The following is a 19,122-nucleotide window of genomic DNA, read 5'->3' as shown; positions in this document are numbered from 1 at the left end:
ATTCATAGGAGTGTAAAACAATGATAAACAATAGAGAAAATATGTCTGTGAGCAAGCGTTTAATCAGCTCAAGGCAAAATCGGCAATTGGATGAAGTTCGGGGAAGAATGATTGTGACAGCTTGTGCGCTTATTATGATTGCGGCATCTGTTGCGATCACCATTTTCCTCGGCGTTAAGGGGCTGCAATCTTTTCTTGTAAATGGTGTAAGCCCAATTGAATTCTTAACGAGTCTAAATTGGAACCCTACAGATGCTGATCCGAAATATGGCGTGCTGCCATTTATTTTTGGATCATTTGCAGTAACGATTCTTTCTGCCCTCATTGCTGCGCCGCTTGGCATTGCAGGTGCGATTTTTATGACAGAAATTGCGCCGAATTGGGGAAAGAAAGTGCTGCAGCCGGTGATTGAGCTTTTAGTCGGCATTCCATCTGTTGTTTATGGATTCATAGGTCTTACAGTATTGGTGCCGTTTATCGCCCAATTCAAATCGAGCGGGACAGGGCACAGTTTATTGGCGGGAACGATTGTCCTTTCCGTCATGATTCTGCCGACCATCACATCGATCTCTGCAGATGCAATGGCTTCTCTTCCGAAGAGTTTAAGAGAAGGTTCTTACGCGCTTGGTGCAACAAGATGGCAGACGATCAGAAAAGTACTTGTGCCTGCAGCTTTTCCAACATTAATGACAGCTGTTGTACTTGGTATGGCACGGGCGTTTGGTGAAGCTTTGGCTGTTCAGATGGTCATTGGAAATACAAGAGTATTGCCGGAAAGCCTGTTTGACACTGCTGGAACACTGACAACGATCATCACACTGAATATGGGCCACACCACATACGGCAGCGTTGAAAATAATACGCTTTGGTCAATGGGGCTAGTGCTTCTGGTGATGTCATTCTTGTTCATCCTGCTTATTCGCTACTTGTCATCTAGGAGGAAAGTGTAATGAACCGCAAAATAACAGATAAACTGGCGACTGGAATGTTTGGTTTGTGTGCAGCCATTATCGCTGCAATTCTAGTAGGCTTGTTTTCCTATATTATTATCAACGGTGTTTCTCAGCTCAGCTTCGACTTTATTTCAACAAAATCGAGTGCCATTGCAGCTGGAGGAGGAATACGTGACCAGCTGTTTAACTCCTTTTATATCTTGTTTATTACCATGCTGATTACAATCCCGCTCGGTGTGGGCGGCGGAGTGTTCATGGCTGAGTACGCGCCTAATAACAAAGTGACTGATTTCATCAGAACATGTATAGAGGTGCTTTCATCTCTTCCGTCTATTGTCATTGGGATGTTTGGATTACTGATGTTTGTCAACTTAACAGGCTGGGGATATACGATCATAGGCGGTGCGCTTGCGTTAACTGTTTTTAACCTTCCTGTCATGGTGCGTGTGACAGAAGACGCGATCCGTACAGTCCCTAAAGATCTGAAGGAAGCATCTCTCGCTTTAGGTGTTTCGCGCTGGCATACCGTAAAAACAGTTTTAATTCCAAGTGCGATCCCTTCTATCATCACAGGAGCGATTTTAGCGTCAGGAAGGGTGTTCGGAGAAGCGGCGGCACTATTATTTACAGCCGGTCTGACAACGCCACGTCTTAATTTTACAGAGTGGAACCCGTTTTCTGAAACATCTCCGCTTAATATTTTCAGGCCCGCTGAAACACTGGCGGTCCACATTTGGAACGTAAATACGCAAGGAATGATTCCGGATGCTGAAGCGATTGCCAACGGAGGTTCTGCGGTGCTGGTCATTTCTGTTCTTGTGTTTAATCTCGCAGCGAGATGGCTTGGCACGATGATCTACAAAAAGCTTACGGCAAATTAGAACGGAAAGAGGCGAAAATCATGTCTGAACAAATGGTAAAAGAAAAGCCTGAACGTGCTGTTTTCGTTCCGAAGCAGCGCCACGTGCTTGAAGTGAAAGATCTGTCTATATTTTACGGAAATAAACAAGCAGTTCACCACGTGAATATGGATATTGAAAAGAACGCGGTGACCGCTTTGATTGGGCCGTCAGGATGCGGAAAGTCTACTTTTTTGAGAAATATTAACCGAATGAATGATTTAATTCCTTCTGCAAGAGCTGAGGGTGAAATCCTTTATGAAGGACTAAATATACTGGGCAGCAATATTAACGTTGTCAGCTTAAGAAGAGAAATCGGAATGGTTTTCCAAAAACCGAATCCATTTCCGAAATCGATCTATGCCAATATCACACATGCATTGAAATATGCCGGAGAGCGGAATAAAGCTGTTTTAGATGAGATTGTGGAAGAAAGCTTAACAAAAGCAGCGCTCTGGGATGAGGTGAAGGACCGTTTGCATTCATCTGCACTCTCATTATCAGGCGGCCAGCAGCAGCGTTTATGCATCGCGAGAACGCTTGCGATGAAGCCGGCTGTTCTTCTGCTGGATGAACCAGCTTCAGCGCTTGATCCGATTTCAAATGCAAAAATAGAAGAATTAATTACAGAATTGAAAAGCGAATACTCGATTATTATTGTCACGCACAATATGCAGCAGGCTCTGCGGGTTTCTGATCGGACGGCGTTCTTTTTAAACGGCGAGCTTGTAGAATACGGACAGACTGAACAGATTTTTACAAGTCCGAAGAAGCAAAAAACAGAGGATTATATTAACGGGAAATTCGGATAGGAGGGCGGCAATGAGTATTGCTACCGAAGCTGTAATGAAACAGGAAGTTTATCAAGTCAATGGAATGAACTTATGGTATGGACAGAATCATGCCTTAAAAAATATCAATTTGAGCATTCATGAAAACGAGGTCACGGCGATCATCGGGCCATCAGGATGCGGGAAATCAACCTTCATCAAAACACTGAACTTAATGATTCAAATGACGCCGAATGTAAAGCTTGCAGGTGAGCTGAACTATAATGGCAGCAACATTTTAAAGGATAAAGTGGATATCGTGGATTTACGAAAAAATATCGGCATGGTATTCCAAAAAGGGAACCCGTTTCCGCAATCCATTTTTGATAATGTCGCTTACGGACCGAGAGTCCACGGCACCAAAAATAAAAAGAAGCTTCAAGACATTGTGGAAAAGTCATTAAAAGACGTGGCGTTATGGGATGAGGTGAAGGATCGTTTGCATTCATCCGCCCTTTCGTTATCAGGCGGCCAGCAGCAGCGTCTTTGTATCGCCAGAGCGCTAGCGACAAATCCTGATATTTTGCTGATGGATGAACCGACATCTGCACTGGATCCAATCTCAACGAGAAAAATTGAAGAACTCATTCTTGAGCTGAAAAATAAATATACCATTGTAATCGTCACGCATAACATGCAGCAGGCAGCAAGGGTTTCTGATCAAACCGCCTTTTTCTACATGGGCGAGCTTGTTGAATGCGACAATACCAATAAAATGTTCTCAAACCCGCAGGATCAAAGAACTCTCGATTACATTACAGGAAAGTTTGGATAAATAAAAACAGGCTGACAGTCAGCCTGTTTTTTTATCGTGTTAACGTTTTTACGATCTTTTTGAAGCTCATGTCTGATTTTACTTTAAACTCTCCGGCGCGGATTTCTTTGTGATAGCCGGCATCAATGACATAGTCGTTAAAGTCTTGAGCCGAGGAGATGATGCCTTCTTTTTCAAGAATATCTGATACATCTGCAGTGCTCATGCCATCTTTAATGGTAAGCTTGTACGTTTTTACTTTGTCTGTTTTCGTGCCTGAGCTGCTGTCATTGCTCAAGGATTTCTCTTTTGAGTCGAGAAGTTTTTGATATTCATCACGGTTAACAGAAACCATTTTTTTAGAATCGAGGTAATTGTTCACTTCTTGTTCGGTTACTGTTTTACTTTCTTTTACAGCAGCGGCCTGATCTTCGTCTGTCAGATAAAAAACAGCTGCGAGAACGGCTGTCGCTAAAATAATGCCGCCAGCAAATGCCTGAATGCCCCGTTTTGTCATACGAGCACCTTCTCGTTATCTTTGATAATCGTATTTACGTCTTCCACTGATACATGCTCAGCTTTAGCAATCGCTTCAGCGGACATGCCGTTATTATATTTAGAAAGTATTTGTTTGGCGATCTTTTGATTGATGTCGCTATGCTTTGATTTGCGGATGACAAGGTTTGTTTCCAGTAATTCTTCCTCAAGCACTGTCATTTTCTTTTTGAGCTTGTAAATTTCCTGCATCGCAGAAAGCTGCAGTGTTTCGAGCTCCTGTTCTACATCTTTCATCGGATCTCTTTGAGAATATGAGAATGCAATTAGCGCTATACTGACGATAAACAACGCAATAATAGCAATTTCCACGTTTCATCACCTTCTATTCTTTTTTTATCCTTCTTTTTTATACCATAAAACCAATGGATTCTAAAGGAATTCGCGAAAAAAACGAGATTTTGTCGAGAAATCTTTCTTTGCTTCCTCTCTATGTAATGGTTTAATAGGGACACCGAGTGAACGATAGGAAAGGAGAATGGTAGGAGTCTATGGATAAACACCCATTTCTCTATAATATACGACATAGGCTTTCTTTTTTTAGGGACACATTCGACATGATTATTCAAAACGCTCACACCTTGACCGTACGCTGGGAGATCTCAGAAGAAACAATGCAGCTGGCTGAAGCGGTGCTTTTCGAAAAAACGCAGGATATGATAAAAGAATTGCGCATTGTCATTAAAAGAAAAGGCATCGAAGCTGTCAGGACGAATCGCACAACATATGATAAAGGGGAATGGACGATTGGACAGGCGGCTGGTGATGCTGTCTATCGGGCTGAGTACAGAATCGTTAATTCTATGAATGTGACGCTCAAGCTCGCCGATACAGAGGACATCTATCTTGCGGAAAATGGGGTTAGCGATATAAACAGCTTTCAGATTGAGGACGGGCACACCAGATGGGAGAAGCAATTTTCTGCTTACACCTGTTATGGGAGAGGGGAAAAAGAACGATGAACGTTCTCATGCTGACTCTCGAACATCCTCATGAGCCGAAAAGCGGGCTCGGGGTCCATTTAAACCGTCTCATTTCCTATTTAAAACCGCATATCAACATAACGGTTTGCACTCCAAGCAGGAAGCTGTTTTCATATGCGCAGTTTGAAGATTTCATAGCTGATGCCAACTTTGCAATGGTTCAGCATATGTTATCCTGCAATGAACGCTTTGATCTGATTCATGCCCATGACGACATGACAGCCCCTGCTGCTTATTATTTGAAACAACAGCTTGATCTTCCGCTTGCTGCGACAATCCATGGTCTTGAAAGCGAAAGGAAGAAGGCGTGCCAAGAAGCACCGCACCCATACCGACTGCAGACCGAAAGGCTCCTTATAGAATCCGCTGATGAACTGATTGTATTAAGCACTTTTATGAAACGGTCTCTTGATAAGACAGCAGGTAAAAAAATATCCGTTATCCCGAGCCCTGCATCTATGGAAGAAGAAAAGGGGAAAATACCAAAGAGCATGAATAGAAGGTTCCTATTTTCGTTTGGAAGGTTTGTTCCTGAAAAGGGGTTTACTCATCTGTTAAAGGTGTTTGCTATCTTGAGGCAACGTCAGCCTGACCTGCATTTGGTGCTGGCTGGGGAAGGGCCGTCTTTGTCCTCCTATGAGAAATTGGCTGAGGCATTGAACTTGAAGGAACGTGTCATGTTCCTGCCGTTTTTGCACAGAAGAGACATCAGAGCGTTTCTGTCTCACTGTGAAATGGCTGTATTTCCTAGTTTTTATGAGCCGTTTGGGCTTGCCGCGCAAGAAAGCATGGAACAAGGTGTGCTGACTGCTGTTTCTCCATCGGGTGGTTTTTGTGACTATGCGGTTCATGACAAAACGGCAATCACCGTTGATTTTACGCGTGCAGAGGAAGCGGCTGTTCTGCTGGACAGGTTATTAAAAGACCGGGAAAAAGCATGCCGGATAAAAGAAGCCGGCAGACAACAAGTGATCAAACTTCACCATCCCCGGCTCATTACGGAATCATATTTGCAGCTTTATAAGCGTATCATCAATAATTCAGCAATTCATTGAAAAACAGCCTAGCTTTCCGTCCATTATAGTGGTATTATATATAAGTCTGAATAAGTAAATGATTTTAGTTTGGAGGGAAAATAATGCGCGTTAATATTACTTTGGCTTGCACTGAATGTGGTGAGCGTAACTATATTTCTAAAAAGAACAAACGCAACAATCCAGACCGCGTTGAATTTAAAAAATATTGCCCACGTGATAAAAAATCTACGTTACACCGTGAAACAAAATAACAGCCTAGCTGTTTAAGGTGTAAGAAAAAAGCCAGAGCTTTGAAAAAGGTTCTGGCTTTTTTTCTATTCCGAGGGGGATGAGAGATGAAATCACAAATAAGAAAAAAGACGATGGAGGCACTATCTGCTGTATCAAGTGAAGATCTTCTTCAAAAAACAGCACGTATGTACAAGCATTTGTTTTCACTGCCGGAGTGGCAAAATGCCAGCACCATTGCCGTCACCATCTCCAGAGGGCTGGAAATACCGACGCGCCCCGTCATTGAGCAGGCTTGGGAAGAAGGGAAACAAGTTTGTATTCCAAAATGTGACCCGGACACAAAGAAAATGCAATTTCGCACATATCAGACGGATGATCAGCTCGAAACCGTTTACGCCGGACTTCTTGAACCGGTGATTGAAAAAACAAAAGAAGTGAAACGATCGCAAATTGACTTGATGATCGTTCCGGGTGTTTGTTTTGATACTGATGGGTTTAGGATAGGCTTTGGCGGCGGCTATTATGACCGTTATTTAAGCGATTATAAAGGGAAGACAGTCTCTTTGCTTTTGGAGTGCCAGCTGTTTGCACACGTCCCCCGTCTGCCGCATGACATCCCGGTACATAAGCTGATAACAGAGGATCGGATCATGTCTTGTTTTTCATAACTCCTGCTCATTATTCAAGAATAAATAAGAAAGAATGACAAACCCTATTGGCAGGAGGGATAAGATGAAAAAACTTATGATTTATGCCATTTTTGCTGTTTCTGCCGTTATGTTTTATCAAAATCGCTACCGTCTTATGAATACCGTACTCAGCCAGCCGGGTATCAGGCGGTCTTTTATCCATTTCTTTTTAAGAATTCCGTTTATCCGTAATAAGTTTATACAGCAAGCTTTCTAAAATCCCGTGAAAAACGGGATTTTTTGCTTTCAGTAGGCGTTCGGAGCGCCAGCTGTTATAATGAAAAAAAACCATTGGAGCGGTAAACATGTATTTGTTGGAGTATACATATTGGAAAACTGCGGAGCACCTAGTGAATAGCGGATATGGCGTCATACAAGCCGGTGAGTCAGGTGAAATATGGCTGGAAGCACCGGACAAGTCTTCTTATGATCTGGTTCGCCTTTATAAACATGATATTGATTTTCGGCAAGAAATGGCAAGAGATATCGAAGAGCAGGCTGAACGAGTAGAACAAGCCAGAAAGCAACTTGGCAGACGCAAGATGAAGCTGCTGAATGTATTTTTTTCAGCGGAAGCCCCTGTTGATGACTGGGAAGAGATCGCCGAAAAGCCTTTTGAGAAGGGACCTGTCTTAGTTGAGCCGGCGATCGTGAGGGGAACGATGCTTCGTGATGACCTTCAAGCTGTTTTCCCATCAATTCGTGCAGAAGAATGTACAGAAGCCCGCGATTCGTTTGAAGACGCGCAAATGGCGAGAGAACGCTTCCTTTCGCTCGTACTGAAACAAGAAGAACAGAGAAAAAATGAAGCGGCGGTTTTTCAAAACGGAAAACCAATCTTTACATATGTATTCATCGCGCTTCAGGTCTTAATGTTTTTCTTGCTTGAACTAAACGGGGGCAGCACAAATACGCAGACGCTGGTCGCTTTTGGGGCAAAGGAAAACAGTCTGATTGCAGCCGGAGAATGGTGGCGGCTCCTGACTCCGATCGTGCTTCACATTGGCATAGCGCATTTAGCTTTTAATACGCTTGCTTTATGGTCGGTTGGTACAGCAGTTGAGCGGATGTACGGCTCGGGCAGATTTCTGCTGATTTATCTGGCGGCTGGCATTACGGGTTCAATCGCGAGCTTTGTGTTCAGCCCGTATCCTTCAGCGGGCGCTTCAGGAGCCATATTTGGATGTTTAGGCGCACTGCTGTATGTAGCTTTGTCAAATCGGAAAATGTTTTTAAGAACCATTGGCACCAATATTATTGTCATTATTATCATTAATCTTGGCTTCGGTTTTGCAGTTTCGAATATTGATAACTCTGGACATATTGGCGGCTTGATTGGCGGCTTTTTCGCAGCTGCCGCACTTGGATTGCCCAAAGCCGGAGCCTTTGGAAAAAGATTGTTGTCAGCGGTTTTGCTGATTGCTTTGGCGGCCGGGTTTTTATATTACGGATTGCATTCGCCTTCCCGCCAGGAGTCAGTCCTGATTCAGCAGGCAAGTGAGCTGTATCAGGAAGGAAAGTATGAAGAAGTAACGGAATTGCTGAACGGAGAAGCGGAGCAAAAAGATGCCTCAGTCGATCTTTTGAAAATCTTGGCTGTCTCTGATATTCAAATCGGCGAATATGATCAGGCGATTTCTCTTTTGGAAAGAGTCGTGGAAAAAGAACCTAAAGATCATGCCTCATATTACAATTTAGCCTTGCTGTATGCGGAAAAAAATGAGCTTGGTCAAGCAGAAGAGGCTATCAAGTCGGCTGTAAAATTTAAGCCGAAGGAGCAGCGGTACAAAGAGCTCCAGCAGCAAATTGAAAATAATAAAGAATCATAGGGAGCGGAATATGCCTAAGGAGGGAGGCTGGATTTTTTGTCAGCGTTTTCTTCTTGACTGGCCGCTCCCATATGAATACGCTTAAATAGTTAAGATTAAGAATGGTGAGGAAAATGAATACATTATATGATGTGCAGCAGCTGTTAAAAACGTTTGGCCACATTGTTTACTTTGGAGACAGAGAGCTTGAAATTGAGTTTATGCTGGATGAATTAAAGGAATTATACATGAACCACATGATTGAGAAGGAGCAGTGGGCCAAAGCGGCAGCTGTCCTTCGAAAAGAATTGGAACAAACAAAAAAACGGAAGAGATATATGTAAAGGCTAGGGTGATAAAAATGGACGAGATATGGTTTGCGGGCATTGATCTGGGAGGAACGACGATTAAACTCGCTTTTATTAATCAATATGGTGAAATTCAGCATAAGTGGGAAGTCCCGACTGATAAAACCGGCGACACCATTACCGTTACAATCGCAAAAACAATTGACAGCAAGCTGGATGAGCTGCAAAAACCGAAGCATATCATCAAATACATCGGAATGGGCGCACCAGGCCCTGTAGATATGGCGGCAGGAGTCGTTTATGAAACGGTAAATCTGGGGTGGAAAAACTATGCTTTAAAGAACCATCTGGAGACAGAAACCGGCATCCCGGCTGTTATAGAAAACGACGCGAATATTGCTGCGCTCGGAGAAATGTGGAAGGGAGCGGGTGACGGCGCGAAAGACGTCATTCTCGTGACGCTTGGCACAGGAGTTGGCGGCGGCATTATTGTAAATGGTGAAATTGTACATGGCATAAATGGCGCCGGCGGGGAAATCGGCCATATTTGCAGCATTCCTGAAGGCGGAGCACCATGCAACTGCGGCAAAACGGGCTGTATCGAAACGATTGCGTCGGCAACCGGAATTGTAAGAATTGCAAAAGAGAAAATAGCAAATGCTAGGCAGACGACACGTTTAAAAGCAACTGAGCAATTGTCAGCGCGGGATGTATTTGAAGCAGCGGGTGAAAATGACGAAATGGCCCTTGAAGTGGTGGATTATGTAGCCAAGCACCTTGGTTTGGTGCTCGGAAATTTGGCAAGCTCGCTTAACCCGTCAAAAATCGTTATTGGCGGCGGCGTATCGAAAGCCGGCGAACTGCTGAGATCAAAAGTCGAGAAAACATTCCGCAAATGCGCGTTTCCGCGGGCAGCAGAAGCTGCTGATATTTCAATTGCAGCACTTGGAAATGATGCCGGCGTTATCGGAGGCGCTTGGATCGCTAAAAACGAATGGCTGAAACACCAAAATTGTTAAAATTGTGTAAATGAAATTGATTTTTTGTTATGTTCAGGTTAAGATTTAATTTGATGTGTTAATGAGAATGTTGGGAATAGACTGATTTTTTGAGCGTGCTGCATAGGAGGTTGAAATGCGAAAAACGTTTTTTTCGAAGATTTCATTTATGCTGATTGCCATTATATTGATGTGGCTGAAAACGTATGCTGTTTACAAAACCAGTTTTCATATTAAAATTGACAATCTAACGCAGGAATTTATTTTGTTTATCAACCCATTGAGCTTTTTGCTGCTCATCTTTGGCTTCAGCCTGTTTTTAAAAGGCAAAAACAGAAATCGCTATATTATCGCGATGAGCTGTCTTGTCACGTTTGTATTGCTGGCTAATATGGTTTTTTATCGTTTTTACAATGATTTCTTAACGATCCCTGTTCTTTTTCAAACGAGCAATATGGGTGATCTCGGCAGCAGCATCGGAACACTTCTTGAGCCGACAGACCTCCTATTGGCTGTAGATATTGCGGTATTACTATGGCTGCACATCCGGCAAAAAGCTTTCCAATCGGACATTCCTTCCACGAAAAATGAACGGGCGGCATATTTTTTGTTTGTTGCTTCTGTTTATTTCTTCAACCTGGGCTTGTCTGAGGCGGAAAGACCTCAGCTATTGACACGCTCATTTGACAGGGAAATGCTTGTTAAAAACATCAGCCTATTTAATTTTCATATTTACGACGGTGTTCTTCAGTCAAAGCAGTCCGCACAAAGGGCATTGGCTGACAGCAACAGCCTGACGGAAATTGAAAACTACGTAACCGCTAATGCGAAAGATGCCAACAAAAGCTTATTCGGCGCTGCGAAAGGAAGGAACGTCATACTCGTATCCTTAGAGTCAACGCAAAGCTTTGTGATCAATGAAAAGGTGAATGGAGAAGAAATCACGCCTTTTCTGAATGACTTTATAAAAAAGAGCTACAACTTTAATAATGTTTACCACCAAACCGGCCAAGGGAAAACATCGGATTCTGAATTTATCGTGGACAATTCACTGTATCCGCTTGGACGAGGCGCCGTGTTTTTTACAAATGCGGGCAACCAATACATGGCGGCACCCGAGATTTTGAAAAACAACGGTTACTATTCAGCTGTGCTTCACGCTAATAATAAAAGTTTTTGGAATCGGGATTTAATGTACGACTCTTTTGGATATGATTCGTTTTTTGATATTAACTCCTATGAAGTAACTGACAAAAATTCAGTCGGCTGGGGACTGAAGGATAAAGAATTTTTTGAGCAATCTTCAGAGCTGATGAAAAATCTGCCTCAGCCGTTTTATTCGAGGCTAATCACTCTTACGAACCACTTCCCGTTTGATCTTGATGAAGAGGATAAATTAATTGATGAATACGATTCAAGCAGCCAGACACTAAACAAATATTTCCCGACAGTGCGCTATCAGGATGAGGCGCTGAAACGGTTCATCGAAAAGCTGAAAGAAGACGGGTTATACGACAACTCTATTATCGTATTATACGGTGACCATTATGGTATATCGGAAAACCATAATGAAGCGATGGGGCAATTTTTAGGGAAAGAGATTACACCATTTGAAGAAGTTCAGCTCCAAAAAGTGCCGCTTGTCATTCATATTCCCGGTATTACCGATAAAAAACCGCAAACCTTTGAAACAGTAGGCGGGCAGATTGATATCAGGCCGACGCTGATGAACCTTTTAGGGATTGATACGAAAGATCAAATTCAATTCGGAAACGATCTGCTTTCGGATGAAAAACTGGACTTTACGGTGCTCCGGGACGGGAGTTTTATCACTAATCAGGTCGTATATACTGACGGTGCTTGTTATGATAAAGAGACCGGACAGCCGTTAAAAGAGGCAAAACAATGTGAAGCATTTGCTGATAAAGCGAAACAGGAGCTATTACTTTCTGATGAAATCATATATGGAGATTTGTTACGATTTTATGATCAGAAAAGGCTGGACAATTCGTCAAAACGAAATGAAAAACAAATGCTTGATCAGGCATCGTAATCACAAAGCCTCCCGCATCAAAGTAGCGGGAGGCTTTCTTTTTTTAAACACGCTGTCATATAGTAACAAAAAAGGGGGATGATGATGGCGTTTATTAAGGTGAAACCTGAGATCAAGCACAATTTGGCCAGAGTGGCGAGAGAGCTGCAGATAGACGAGGAGCTGCTTAGAAGTGCAAATCGCTCCGCACAGAAACATCAATTGTTTTGTCCTGGTTATGTTATAGAAGAACATAACGATAAGGAGCTTCAAACCATTCAGGACATAAAGAGCTTTTTACAGCCTCGGCGGCTGGACCTTTCTGATAACTGGGTGGAGCAAGAAAAAGTCTATGATTTTTCAGCTGTAGAAAAGGAAGTAAAGAAGATCATTGATGTGTTTCCATTTGTCTCATGTCGGGAAATCGGCCGTTCTGTACTCGGCAGGCCGATCTGGGAGCTGAAGGCTGGAGGAGAGCATACCGCCAAAAAGGTCCATATGAACGCCTCATTTCATGCGAATGAGTGGATCACAACATCTGTCCTGCTAAAATGGTTTAAGGAATACTGTATGTCATTATGCTGCAACTCGCCTTTCTTCGGCTTTTCTCCCATGAAGCTGTTCAGCAGCACATCCTTGTCTCTCGTTCCTCTTGTCAATCCGGATGGCGTTGATCTTGTCTTGAACGGATCAGAAGGCATGGGAGCCAGGAAAGAAGAGCTTGAAAGGCTAAATGATCATCGTCCGAATTTTAATGAATGGAAGGCAAACATAAACGGGGTCGATTTAAATAAACAATTTCCGTCGTTATGGGAAATTGAAAAATACCGCAAACCGGCAGCACCCAGCTACCGTGATTTTCCGGGAATCTCTCCGCTTACGGAGCCGGAATCCATTGCGATGTACCGGCTGATAACGGTGAATCCGCCTGACAGACTGCTGGCCCTCCATACACAGGGGGAAGAAATTTATTGGGGCTATAAAGGCCTTGAGCCTGAAGAATCTGCTGCTGTCATAAAGGATTTTGAGAAGTTAAGCGGGAACATTTATAAAGGAGTAAGGGATATTGACAGCTATGCGGGATTTCGCGATTGGTTTATTCACCATTATTTTAAAGAAGGGTATACGGTGGAACTTGGAAAAGGTCAAAACCCTTTGCCGTTTAAGCAGTTTACACATATTTATAACGCGACAAACGGCATTTTATGGAGGGCGTTATTTTTTCATGAGTAACTGAAACTTTTTCTTTTTTATGCCGCAGAAAATATGCGACAATAAAGATGATCGGAGGGGAAGGCTGATGAGATCAGTTTGTTTCATTCTGCTGTCAGCATTGCTGTTTAGTTTATCGGCATGCGAACCATCTCATCAGCAGCAAAAACAGGCATCGGCGGCAAAAGATGAGGAAATAGACATCACTCCGCTTTCTGCGGAAAAAGCAGAGGGAGTGGAAGGCTGGCTTACTAACAGCACAATTTTATATACAGCGTCCGATCCTACGAAAACGGAGCTTTTTGCATACCGCATCTTTACAGGCAAAGCGAAAAAGCTCTATCGGACGGATGGCCAAATCGTTGATGTTCAAATCAACCCGAGGAAGCAGATGGTTTTGCTGCAAGTCACGCACAGCCAAAAGACAGCAGTGGTTTTGCTTAATGCAAAAGGAGAGACGCTTTACCAAAAAGAATACGAAACGTATGAGCTCGAGGCTGCTTGGAATCAGTATGATCCTTATCAAATGATGGTTACGGTATTCTCTGAAAAATGGGACTTTCATACATATCAGGTGGATGCCAAAAAAGACGAATCTTCCTTAAGTCCGGTACAGGTTCCGTTTATTCATTGGACCTCCAAAAACACATTTAATTATGTAAAAGAGGGAAGAGACGATAAGTCAGGGCCATTATATACGTTCGATACAGTCTCTAAAACGGAGCAGAAGCTCGAGGATGACGTTCTCTTCTTTGATTCTTTCCATCAAATGAGTTTTACTGTCAAATCAGCTGCCGGAGAAAAAGGGACGTATCAGTTTAAAACGCCGCAAACAAAATCGCCTGTTACAGCGGAATGGCCGCTCCAAACGAAATATACAAGTTTGGCCCCGATGGAGTATGACTATGATGAAGCAAAAGGCCTGTTTTATACGTTTAAAGAAAGCGGCGATGCATATAAGTTCGCAGCTGTCAATGTGGCATCGGGAAAGGCAAAAGATCTTTTCACTTTGCCGGAAATGGAGCCGATTCAAATATCTCCGAACGGGAAATATGCATTATACGGCTTTCATTTTGAGCAGATCATTTTATTGAAATCACATGAAATGAAGCAACTCATCATTGATCAAAAGGAGATGAAATAACCATGGCTATTGCAGATGTAACCATTATCCCAATCGGTACGGAAACACCTAGTGTGAGTGCTTACGTGGCCGATGTGCAAAAGATTTTAGAAGGATATCAAGCTGAAGGAAAAATCAAATATCAGCTGACACCGATGAATACGCTGATCGAGGGAGAACTCAGTGACCTTTTCACAGTCATTCAGGCAATTCACGAAGCACCGTTTCAAAAAGGGCTGCACAGAGTGGCAACGAACATCCGTATCGATGACAGGCGTGACAAAAAAACAACGCTTGAAAGCAAAATAGAAAGTGTCAATAAACATTTATAGCAATAAAAATAAACCTGTATCCGATCGGATACAGGTTTTAATGTGCGGTTGGATAGCCGCTGTTTATTACTGTCATCACTGTAAACCAGCCAAAGACAAATAAGGTGGCGCCGGCTAATAAAAAGCCAAGTATATTTTTATTTTTAACAGAACGCAAGACTCCCCATAAAGCGAAAAGAGCGACAAGGCCGAAAATCACGACAAGTAACATTACGCAGCCCCCTTTACATTGAAAAACCTGCAATTCTTTCCATTTTTATTCTACCTGTTTTTTATATGTTTGTCGATAGCGTTTTCATTGCGATTGTTTGAATCTTTTTTCAAAAACCTTCATAATAGGAGCATAGAAAAGAAAGAGGTGATACAAGTGAAATGGAGACGGATGCCAGTAGGGCCGATTCAAGCGAACGCATATTTTCTCATCAATGATGATCAATGCCTGATTTTTGATCCGGGCGGCGAAGGAAATAAAATCAATCAATACATAAAAGAAAAAGGGCTGACGCCTTTAGCCATTTTGCTTACACATGCCCATTTTGACCATATAGGGGCGCTAGATGAAGTGAGGGAAAAATGGGATATCCCTGTTTACCTACATCAGAATGAAAAGAATTGGCTTACGGATGCCTCTTTAAACGGCTCCGGCATGCTGCGGGGGATAGAAGTCACAGCTAAGCCTGCAGATCATCTGATTGAAGGAGACGGTGAACTGAATATCGGGCCGTTTCATTTGGAAACATTATTTACGCCGGGACATTCGCCAGGCAGTGTTTCGTACTACGTGAAGGATGCAGACTTGGTGATCTCCGGAGATGTCCTGTTTCAAGGCGGCATAGGGCGTACGGATTTAATAGGCGGCGATCAAGAAACGCTGCTGACGTCTATCCATGAAAAACTGCTTACGCTGCCGGAGCACACGCTGGTGTTAAGCGGCCACGGTCCTGAAACAGACGTACGGACTGAGCAGGATCAAAATCCGTTTTTAAATGGGTTTTCATTGTAAAAAAAGAGACAAACCGATAAGGTTTGTCTCTTTTTGCATTTAATGGCCTCCGCCGCCGGGCACCATAATGAAAATCGAGTAATATGTAAAGCCGGCGAAGAAAATCGTTAAATAAGCGCCAAAAATATAAATATACGTGCGTTCAGTCAAATTCAAATACGATAGAAAAACAAATAAGATCGTCTGTCCAAAAAATAAAAGGGAAGCATCTTTCATATCACCCAAATAAAACATGACTGCAAAAATTCCCGTCCAAAATCCTAACACCCGGAACATACGATTCATTTTTATCCCCTCCCGAGAGTCCCTCTGACTGTTATTATAATAGATCACACCTATAAATGTAAACATTTTCATTATTGTTATACAAATGGAATTTGTTCCTTTGATTGCGTTTTCTATTATATGAATGGTTTTTAAAAATAATCCGAAAAAAAGTTCTGTAAATGGTTTAAAGAAAAAATGATCCGGGTAGTTATTCTACAAAGAGATGGTTAACTGAGGAGGAAAAAAACGAATGAAACAATTAATTTTTTACTCATATCCAAGCTGCACGTCATGCCGAAAAACAAAACATTGGCTCAAAGCGCATCAAATTGAATTTAACGAACGGCACTTATTTAGAGAGACCCCGACAGTAGAAGAATTAAAGTACATTTTATCGTTAACGACAGAAGGAATTGATGAAATTTTAGCGACAAGAAGCCAGACCTTCAAAAATTTAAATTTAAACATCGAAGAGATGACGGTAAATGAAGTGCTTGAACTTTTAGTCGAGAAGCCGAAGCTTTTGCGGCGTCCGATTCTTGTGGACAACAAAAAGCTGGTGATCGGTTATAATCCGGGAGAACTGTTGAAGTTATCGAAGAAGAAAACGGTTCATCAATCTGCATGATGAAAAACCGAAGATCCGCTGATTATATGAATCAGCTTATCTTCGGTTTTTCACCTGTTCAGAAACTGGGCTAGCTGGATTCGAACCAACGATCACGGAGTCAAAGTCCATTGCCTTACCGCTTGGCTATAGCCCATTGAATGTAAACATAGTATGTGTAAAGGCAGACGCGTTATACATATGAAGCATATATTTTTTGAAAAAATAGGAGGTAGCTCATTAAGATGATAGCTCTTGATCAGCATGTAACAGAGCACAAAGAAGATATTATCAAACAATGGCTGGAAACTTGCTCGTCAAAGGGAAGCTGGCTGTATTCCGTTAAAGATCAGCAAAAATTAGAACAAAAGTTAAAAGACCAGCATGAATCATTAGTGACCATCGTGGCGAAATCCCTTAGTAAAGCAGAAGATGTAAAGGATGAGCTCAATCAATGGTCTCTTCAATGCGCCAGAGACCGTGCCGTTCATGAAGTGAGTGTAACAGAAAGTGTCGGCCAGTTTAACGCTTTTAGACACATCATTTTTGAATGGCTTCAGAAATTCAGCGAAGCCTCTTCTCAAGAAATCAGTATTCAGGACATTTATGAGTGGAGCCAGATTTTGAATCAAACCATTGATGAGATCATCGAAGTGTTTACTGAAGAATATCACCAGGTCACCATGATCCAATTAAACGCGCAAAAGGAAATGATTAATGAATTGAGTGCGCCGATTATGCCGATTTCTGACGGGATAGGGATTCTACCGCTTGTTGGTGAAATTGATACGTACAGAGCGAGGACAATTTTGGAGTCGGTGCTGCAACAGTGCTCAGCGTTAAAGCTCTCGTATTTATTTTTAGATATTTCGGGCGTTCCCATCGTCGATACAATGGTGGCCTATCAAATTTTTAAAGTGATTGACAGCACCAAGCTGCTCGGAATTGAGACGATTATTTCAGGAATCAGGCCGGAAATTGCCCAAACTGTGGTGAAACTGGGTCTGGATTTTTCGAATGTAAAAACTGAGCAAAGTCTTGCTAAAGCCCTGGCCAATAAAGGATTTAAGATAGAAGAGTCATGATATACCGTTTAATAATCAGCCATGTTCATTCTGGGAAAAGCTGAACAGCCACCATCGGGCTATTCAGCTTTTTTAACTTCAATAAATAAAATATGATGGCTGTCGATGTCTTTTACCTTAAAAGAGTAACCATCATATTCAATGACACTTTCAGGCTCGGCGTCTATGTTTTGTGTCAGAAACCAGCCGCCCAAGGTGTCCACTTCTGCGTCTGATAAATCTGTTCCAAGCAGGTTGTTCACATCGCTGATTAATAATTTTGCATTTAATAAGTAGTGATTCTTTCCGAGCTCGCGGATATGAGGCACTTCATCGGCATCAAATTCATCACGGATTTCTCCTACAATTTCTTCGATAATATCCTCAACAGTAACCAAACCGGAAGTCCCGCCATATTCATCAATGAGGATCGCCATATGAGTGCGTTCCTTTTGCATCTTCAGCAGTAATTTATAAATAGGAATTGTCTCAATAACGTGGATAACAGGCTGAATGAAAGGTTCAATTTGCTGCTTTTTGAGTGAGAAATCTTTCGTCAGCATTGAAAACAGCACTTCTTTCATATTGATTACGCCAATGACATTATCTTTATCTTCTCTGACAACTGGGTACCGTGTATATTTTGTTTGCTTCACTGTTTCCTGCAGATTTGGAATGGAGTCTTCATCAAGTGACAAACTGACCATTTCATTTCGCGGCACCATGATTTCCTTTGCCATTCGTTTATCAAAGGTAAAGATATTATTCATGTATTTTAACTCGCTTTTTCTGATTTCACCGCTTTTATAGCTTTCTGCCAAAAGAACCCGCAGCTCTTCCTCCGTATACGCCAGCTCATGCTCTGACGCCGGCTTCAGCCCAAACAACCCTGTAATCAACCGGGCAGAGTGGTTCAGCAGCCAAATGAATGGAAACATGATTTTATAAAACCAGATAAGCGGTTTGGCAAGCATCAAGGTAATGCTTTCTGCTTTTTGAATGGCGAAACTCTTTGGCGCCAGCTCCCCGATGACGACATTTAAATACGTCACCGTTAAAAAGGCGATGACAAGTGAAAGAAGGTGGGTAAGCGATTCATTTAAGCCTGCTTTATGAAAAAGCGGCCGAAGCAGGGTTTGCACGGTCGGTTCCCCAAGCCAGCCCAGTCCTAAAGCTGCAACTGTAATGCCCAGCTGGCAGGCTGATAAATATTCATCAAGGTGAGTGATGACATGCTTTGCCGCTTTAGCACCTTTCTTTCCCTTTGCGACAAGCTGATCAATTCTGGATCGCCGCACTTTTACGATTGAAAATTCTACGGCGACAAAAAATCCTGTTAGCAAAATGAGAATAGCGACTGCTAGTAAATTGATAAATTCCAAAACAACTGCCTTCTCCAAGGAAGGCATGCACCTCCCTTTTCCGATGTCTTTCTAC

General features: G+C 42.5%; 23 protein-coding genes, 1 tRNA gene and 1 pseudogene. 19 read left to right on the top strand and 6 right to left on the bottom strand.

The genetic code is table 11. The features are described from left to right. Positions 1-20 precede the first annotated feature (20 nt). The 4 genes from pstC to pstB (BSI_RS15790) are packed head-to-tail and all read left to right on the top strand — an operon-like array spanning position 21 to position 3,457. Positions 21-950 (top strand): phosphate ABC transporter permease subunit PstC, encoded by a 930-nt coding sequence (gene pstC, locus BSI_RS15775; protein ID WP_003237011.1) that lies wholly within the window; start codon positions 21-23, stop codon positions 948-950. After that, on the top strand, positions 950-1,834 hold the full coding sequence (pstA, locus tag BSI_RS15780) for a phosphate ABC transporter permease PstA (protein WP_003237008.1): 885 nt from the start codon (positions 950-952) through the stop codon (positions 1,832-1,834). The genes pstC and pstA overlap by 1 nt, the downstream gene beginning before the upstream one ends. 20 nt (positions 1,835-1,854) lie before the next feature. Next, positions 1,855-2,664 (top strand): phosphate ABC transporter ATP-binding protein PstB, encoded by an 810-nt coding sequence (gene pstB / locus BSI_RS15785; RefSeq protein ID WP_003237006.1) that lies wholly within the window; start codon positions 1,855-1,857, stop codon positions 2,662-2,664. A 10-nt stretch (positions 2,665-2,674) separates the two neighbouring features. Then, the gene (gene pstB / locus BSI_RS15790) at positions 2,675-3,457 is read left to right on the top strand and encodes a phosphate ABC transporter ATP-binding protein PstB (protein ID WP_003237005.1); all 783 of its coding nucleotides are present in this window, start codon (positions 2,675-2,677) and stop codon (positions 3,455-3,457) included. A gap of 31 nt (positions 3,458-3,488) precedes the next feature. On the opposite strand, the gene BSI_RS15795 is transcribed toward pstB (BSI_RS15790), so the two are convergent. Together BSI_RS15795 and BSI_RS15800 are read right to left on the bottom strand one after the other, a co-directional pair. After that, a complete protein-coding gene (locus BSI_RS15795; protein WP_003237004.1) occupies positions 3,489-3,953 on the bottom strand; it encodes an endolytic transglycosylase MltG in 465 nt (154 codons plus the stop codon). Then, complete coding sequence (locus tag BSI_RS15800; protein WP_003226272.1) at positions 3,950-4,303, bottom strand: hypothetical protein; 354 nt, start codon at positions 4,301-4,303, stop codon at positions 3,950-3,952. The genes BSI_RS15795 and BSI_RS15800 overlap by 4 nt, the downstream gene beginning before the upstream one ends. A gap of 179 nt (positions 4,304-4,482) precedes the next feature. On the opposite strand from BSI_RS15800, the gene BSI_RS15805 reads away from it, so the two are divergent. From BSI_RS15805 to BSI_RS15855, 12 genes and pseudogenes are all read left to right on the top strand, one after another. Further along, complete coding sequence (locus BSI_RS15805) at positions 4,483-4,953, top strand: hypothetical protein (protein ID WP_032731887.1); 471 nt, start codon at positions 4,483-4,485, stop codon at positions 4,951-4,953. Beyond that, positions 4,950-6,029 (top strand): glycosyltransferase family 4 protein, encoded by a 1,080-nt coding sequence (locus BSI_RS15810; RefSeq protein ID WP_003237001.1) that lies wholly within the window; start codon positions 4,950-4,952, stop codon positions 6,027-6,029. Before BSI_RS15805 ends, BSI_RS15810 begins: the two co-directional genes overlap by 4 nt. Before the next feature lie 83 nt (positions 6,030-6,112). Beyond that, complete coding sequence (gene rpmG, locus BSI_RS0120825) at positions 6,113-6,262, top strand: 50S ribosomal protein L33 (RefSeq protein WP_003153056.1); 150 nt, start codon at positions 6,113-6,115, stop codon at positions 6,260-6,262. An 84-nt stretch (positions 6,263-6,346) separates the two neighbouring features. Then, positions 6,347-6,910 carry a 5-formyltetrahydrofolate cyclo-ligase gene (locus BSI_RS15815; RefSeq protein WP_003236999.1) on the top strand — a complete coding sequence of 188 codons (564 nt, stop codon included), beginning with the start codon at positions 6,347-6,349 and terminating at the stop codon, positions 6,908-6,910. A gap of 64 nt (positions 6,911-6,974) precedes the next feature. Continuing rightward, positions 6,975-7,148, top strand: coding sequence for a protein YqgO (gene yqgO / locus BSI_RS15820; RefSeq protein ID WP_003236997.1), 174 nt, complete (start codon positions 6,975-6,977; stop codon positions 7,146-7,148). Positions 7,149-7,236: 88 nt separating this feature from the next. Continuing rightward, the gene (gene yqgP, locus BSI_RS15825; protein WP_003236995.1) at positions 7,237-8,760 is read left to right on the top strand and encodes a rhomboid protease YqgP; all 1,524 of its coding nucleotides are present in this window, start codon (positions 7,237-7,239) and stop codon (positions 8,758-8,760) included. A gap of 113 nt (positions 8,761-8,873) precedes the next feature. Continuing rightward, positions 8,874-9,090: pseudogene (locus tag BSI_RS15830) on the top strand (YqgQ family protein). A gap of 10 nt (positions 9,091-9,100) precedes the next feature. After that, entirely contained in the window at positions 9,101-10,066 is a 966-nt protein-coding gene (gene glcK, locus BSI_RS15835; protein WP_003236990.1) for a glucose kinase GlcK, read from the top strand. 115 nt (positions 10,067-10,181) lie between these two features. Next, positions 10,182-12,098: an LTA synthase family protein gene (locus BSI_RS15840; protein WP_003236988.1), complete on the top strand. Its 1,917-nt coding sequence runs from the start codon at positions 10,182-10,184 to the stop codon at positions 12,096-12,098. A gap of 81 nt (positions 12,099-12,179) precedes the next feature. After that, positions 12,180-13,310 (top strand): M14 family metallopeptidase, encoded by a 1,131-nt coding sequence (locus BSI_RS15845; RefSeq protein ID WP_080030793.1) that lies wholly within the window; start codon positions 12,180-12,182, stop codon positions 13,308-13,310. A gap of 67 nt (positions 13,311-13,377) precedes the next feature. After that, positions 13,378-14,433 (top strand): YqgU-like beta propeller domain-containing protein, encoded by a 1,056-nt coding sequence (locus BSI_RS15850; protein WP_003236984.1) that lies wholly within the window; start codon positions 13,378-13,380, stop codon positions 14,431-14,433. Between the two features lie 2 nt (positions 14,434-14,435). After that, on the top strand, positions 14,436-14,744 hold the full coding sequence (locus BSI_RS15855) for an MTH1187 family thiamine-binding protein (RefSeq protein WP_003236982.1): 309 nt from the start codon (positions 14,436-14,438) through the stop codon (positions 14,742-14,744). Between the two features lie 37 nt (positions 14,745-14,781). Here the strand turns inward: BSI_RS15855 and BSI_RS15860 are convergent, their stop codons facing one another. After that, a complete protein-coding gene (locus BSI_RS15860) occupies positions 14,782-14,955 on the bottom strand; it encodes a DUF2759 domain-containing protein (protein ID WP_003236980.1) in 174 nt (57 codons plus the stop codon). Positions 14,956-15,111: 156 nt separating this feature from the next. Here BSI_RS15860 and BSI_RS15865 point away from each other — a divergent pair, with 156 nt between their 5' ends. Beyond that, positions 15,112-15,747 carry an MBL fold metallo-hydrolase gene (locus tag BSI_RS15865; protein ID WP_003236978.1) on the top strand — a complete coding sequence of 212 codons (636 nt, stop codon included), beginning with the start codon at positions 15,112-15,114 and terminating at the stop codon, positions 15,745-15,747. A 39-nt stretch (positions 15,748-15,786) separates the two neighbouring features. Here the strand turns inward: BSI_RS15865 and BSI_RS15870 are convergent, their stop codons facing one another. Continuing rightward, complete coding sequence (locus tag BSI_RS15870) at positions 15,787-16,032, bottom strand: DUF2626 domain-containing protein (protein ID WP_003236976.1); 246 nt, start codon at positions 16,030-16,032, stop codon at positions 15,787-15,789. 232 nt (positions 16,033-16,264) lie between these two features. Between BSI_RS15870 and mgsR the strand changes: the two genes are divergently transcribed. Beyond that, entirely contained in the window at positions 16,265-16,642 is a 378-nt protein-coding gene (gene mgsR / locus BSI_RS15875; RefSeq protein ID WP_003236975.1) for a transcriptional regulator MgsR, read from the top strand. A gap of 65 nt (positions 16,643-16,707) precedes the next feature. On the opposite strand, the gene BSI_RS15880 is transcribed toward mgsR, so the two are convergent. Further along, a tRNA-Gln gene (locus tag BSI_RS15880) sits at positions 16,708-16,778 on the bottom strand. A gap of 88 nt (positions 16,779-16,866) precedes the next feature. On the opposite strand from BSI_RS15880, the gene rsbRD reads away from it, so the two are divergent. Further along, positions 16,867-17,706: an RsbT co-antagonist protein RsbRD gene (gene rsbRD, locus BSI_RS15885; RefSeq protein ID WP_003236972.1), complete on the top strand. Its 840-nt coding sequence runs from the start codon at positions 16,867-16,869 to the stop codon at positions 17,704-17,706. Positions 17,707-17,765: 59 nt separating this feature from the next. Here the strand turns inward: rsbRD and BSI_RS15890 are convergent, their stop codons facing one another. Further along, the gene (locus tag BSI_RS15890; RefSeq protein WP_003236970.1) at positions 17,766-19,094 is read right to left on the bottom strand and encodes a hemolysin family protein; all 1,329 of its coding nucleotides are present in this window, start codon (positions 19,092-19,094) and stop codon (positions 17,766-17,768) included. Between the last annotated feature and the right edge of the window lie 28 nt (positions 19,095-19,122).

The organism is Bacillus inaquosorum KCTC 13429 (genome assembly GCF_000332645.1).
Taxonomy (GTDB): domain Bacteria; phylum Bacillota; class Bacilli; order Bacillales; family Bacillaceae; genus Bacillus; species Bacillus inaquosorum.
The sequence above is the reverse complement of the archived record's forward strand: the minus strand, read 5'-3'. Positions and strand labels throughout refer to the sequence as shown.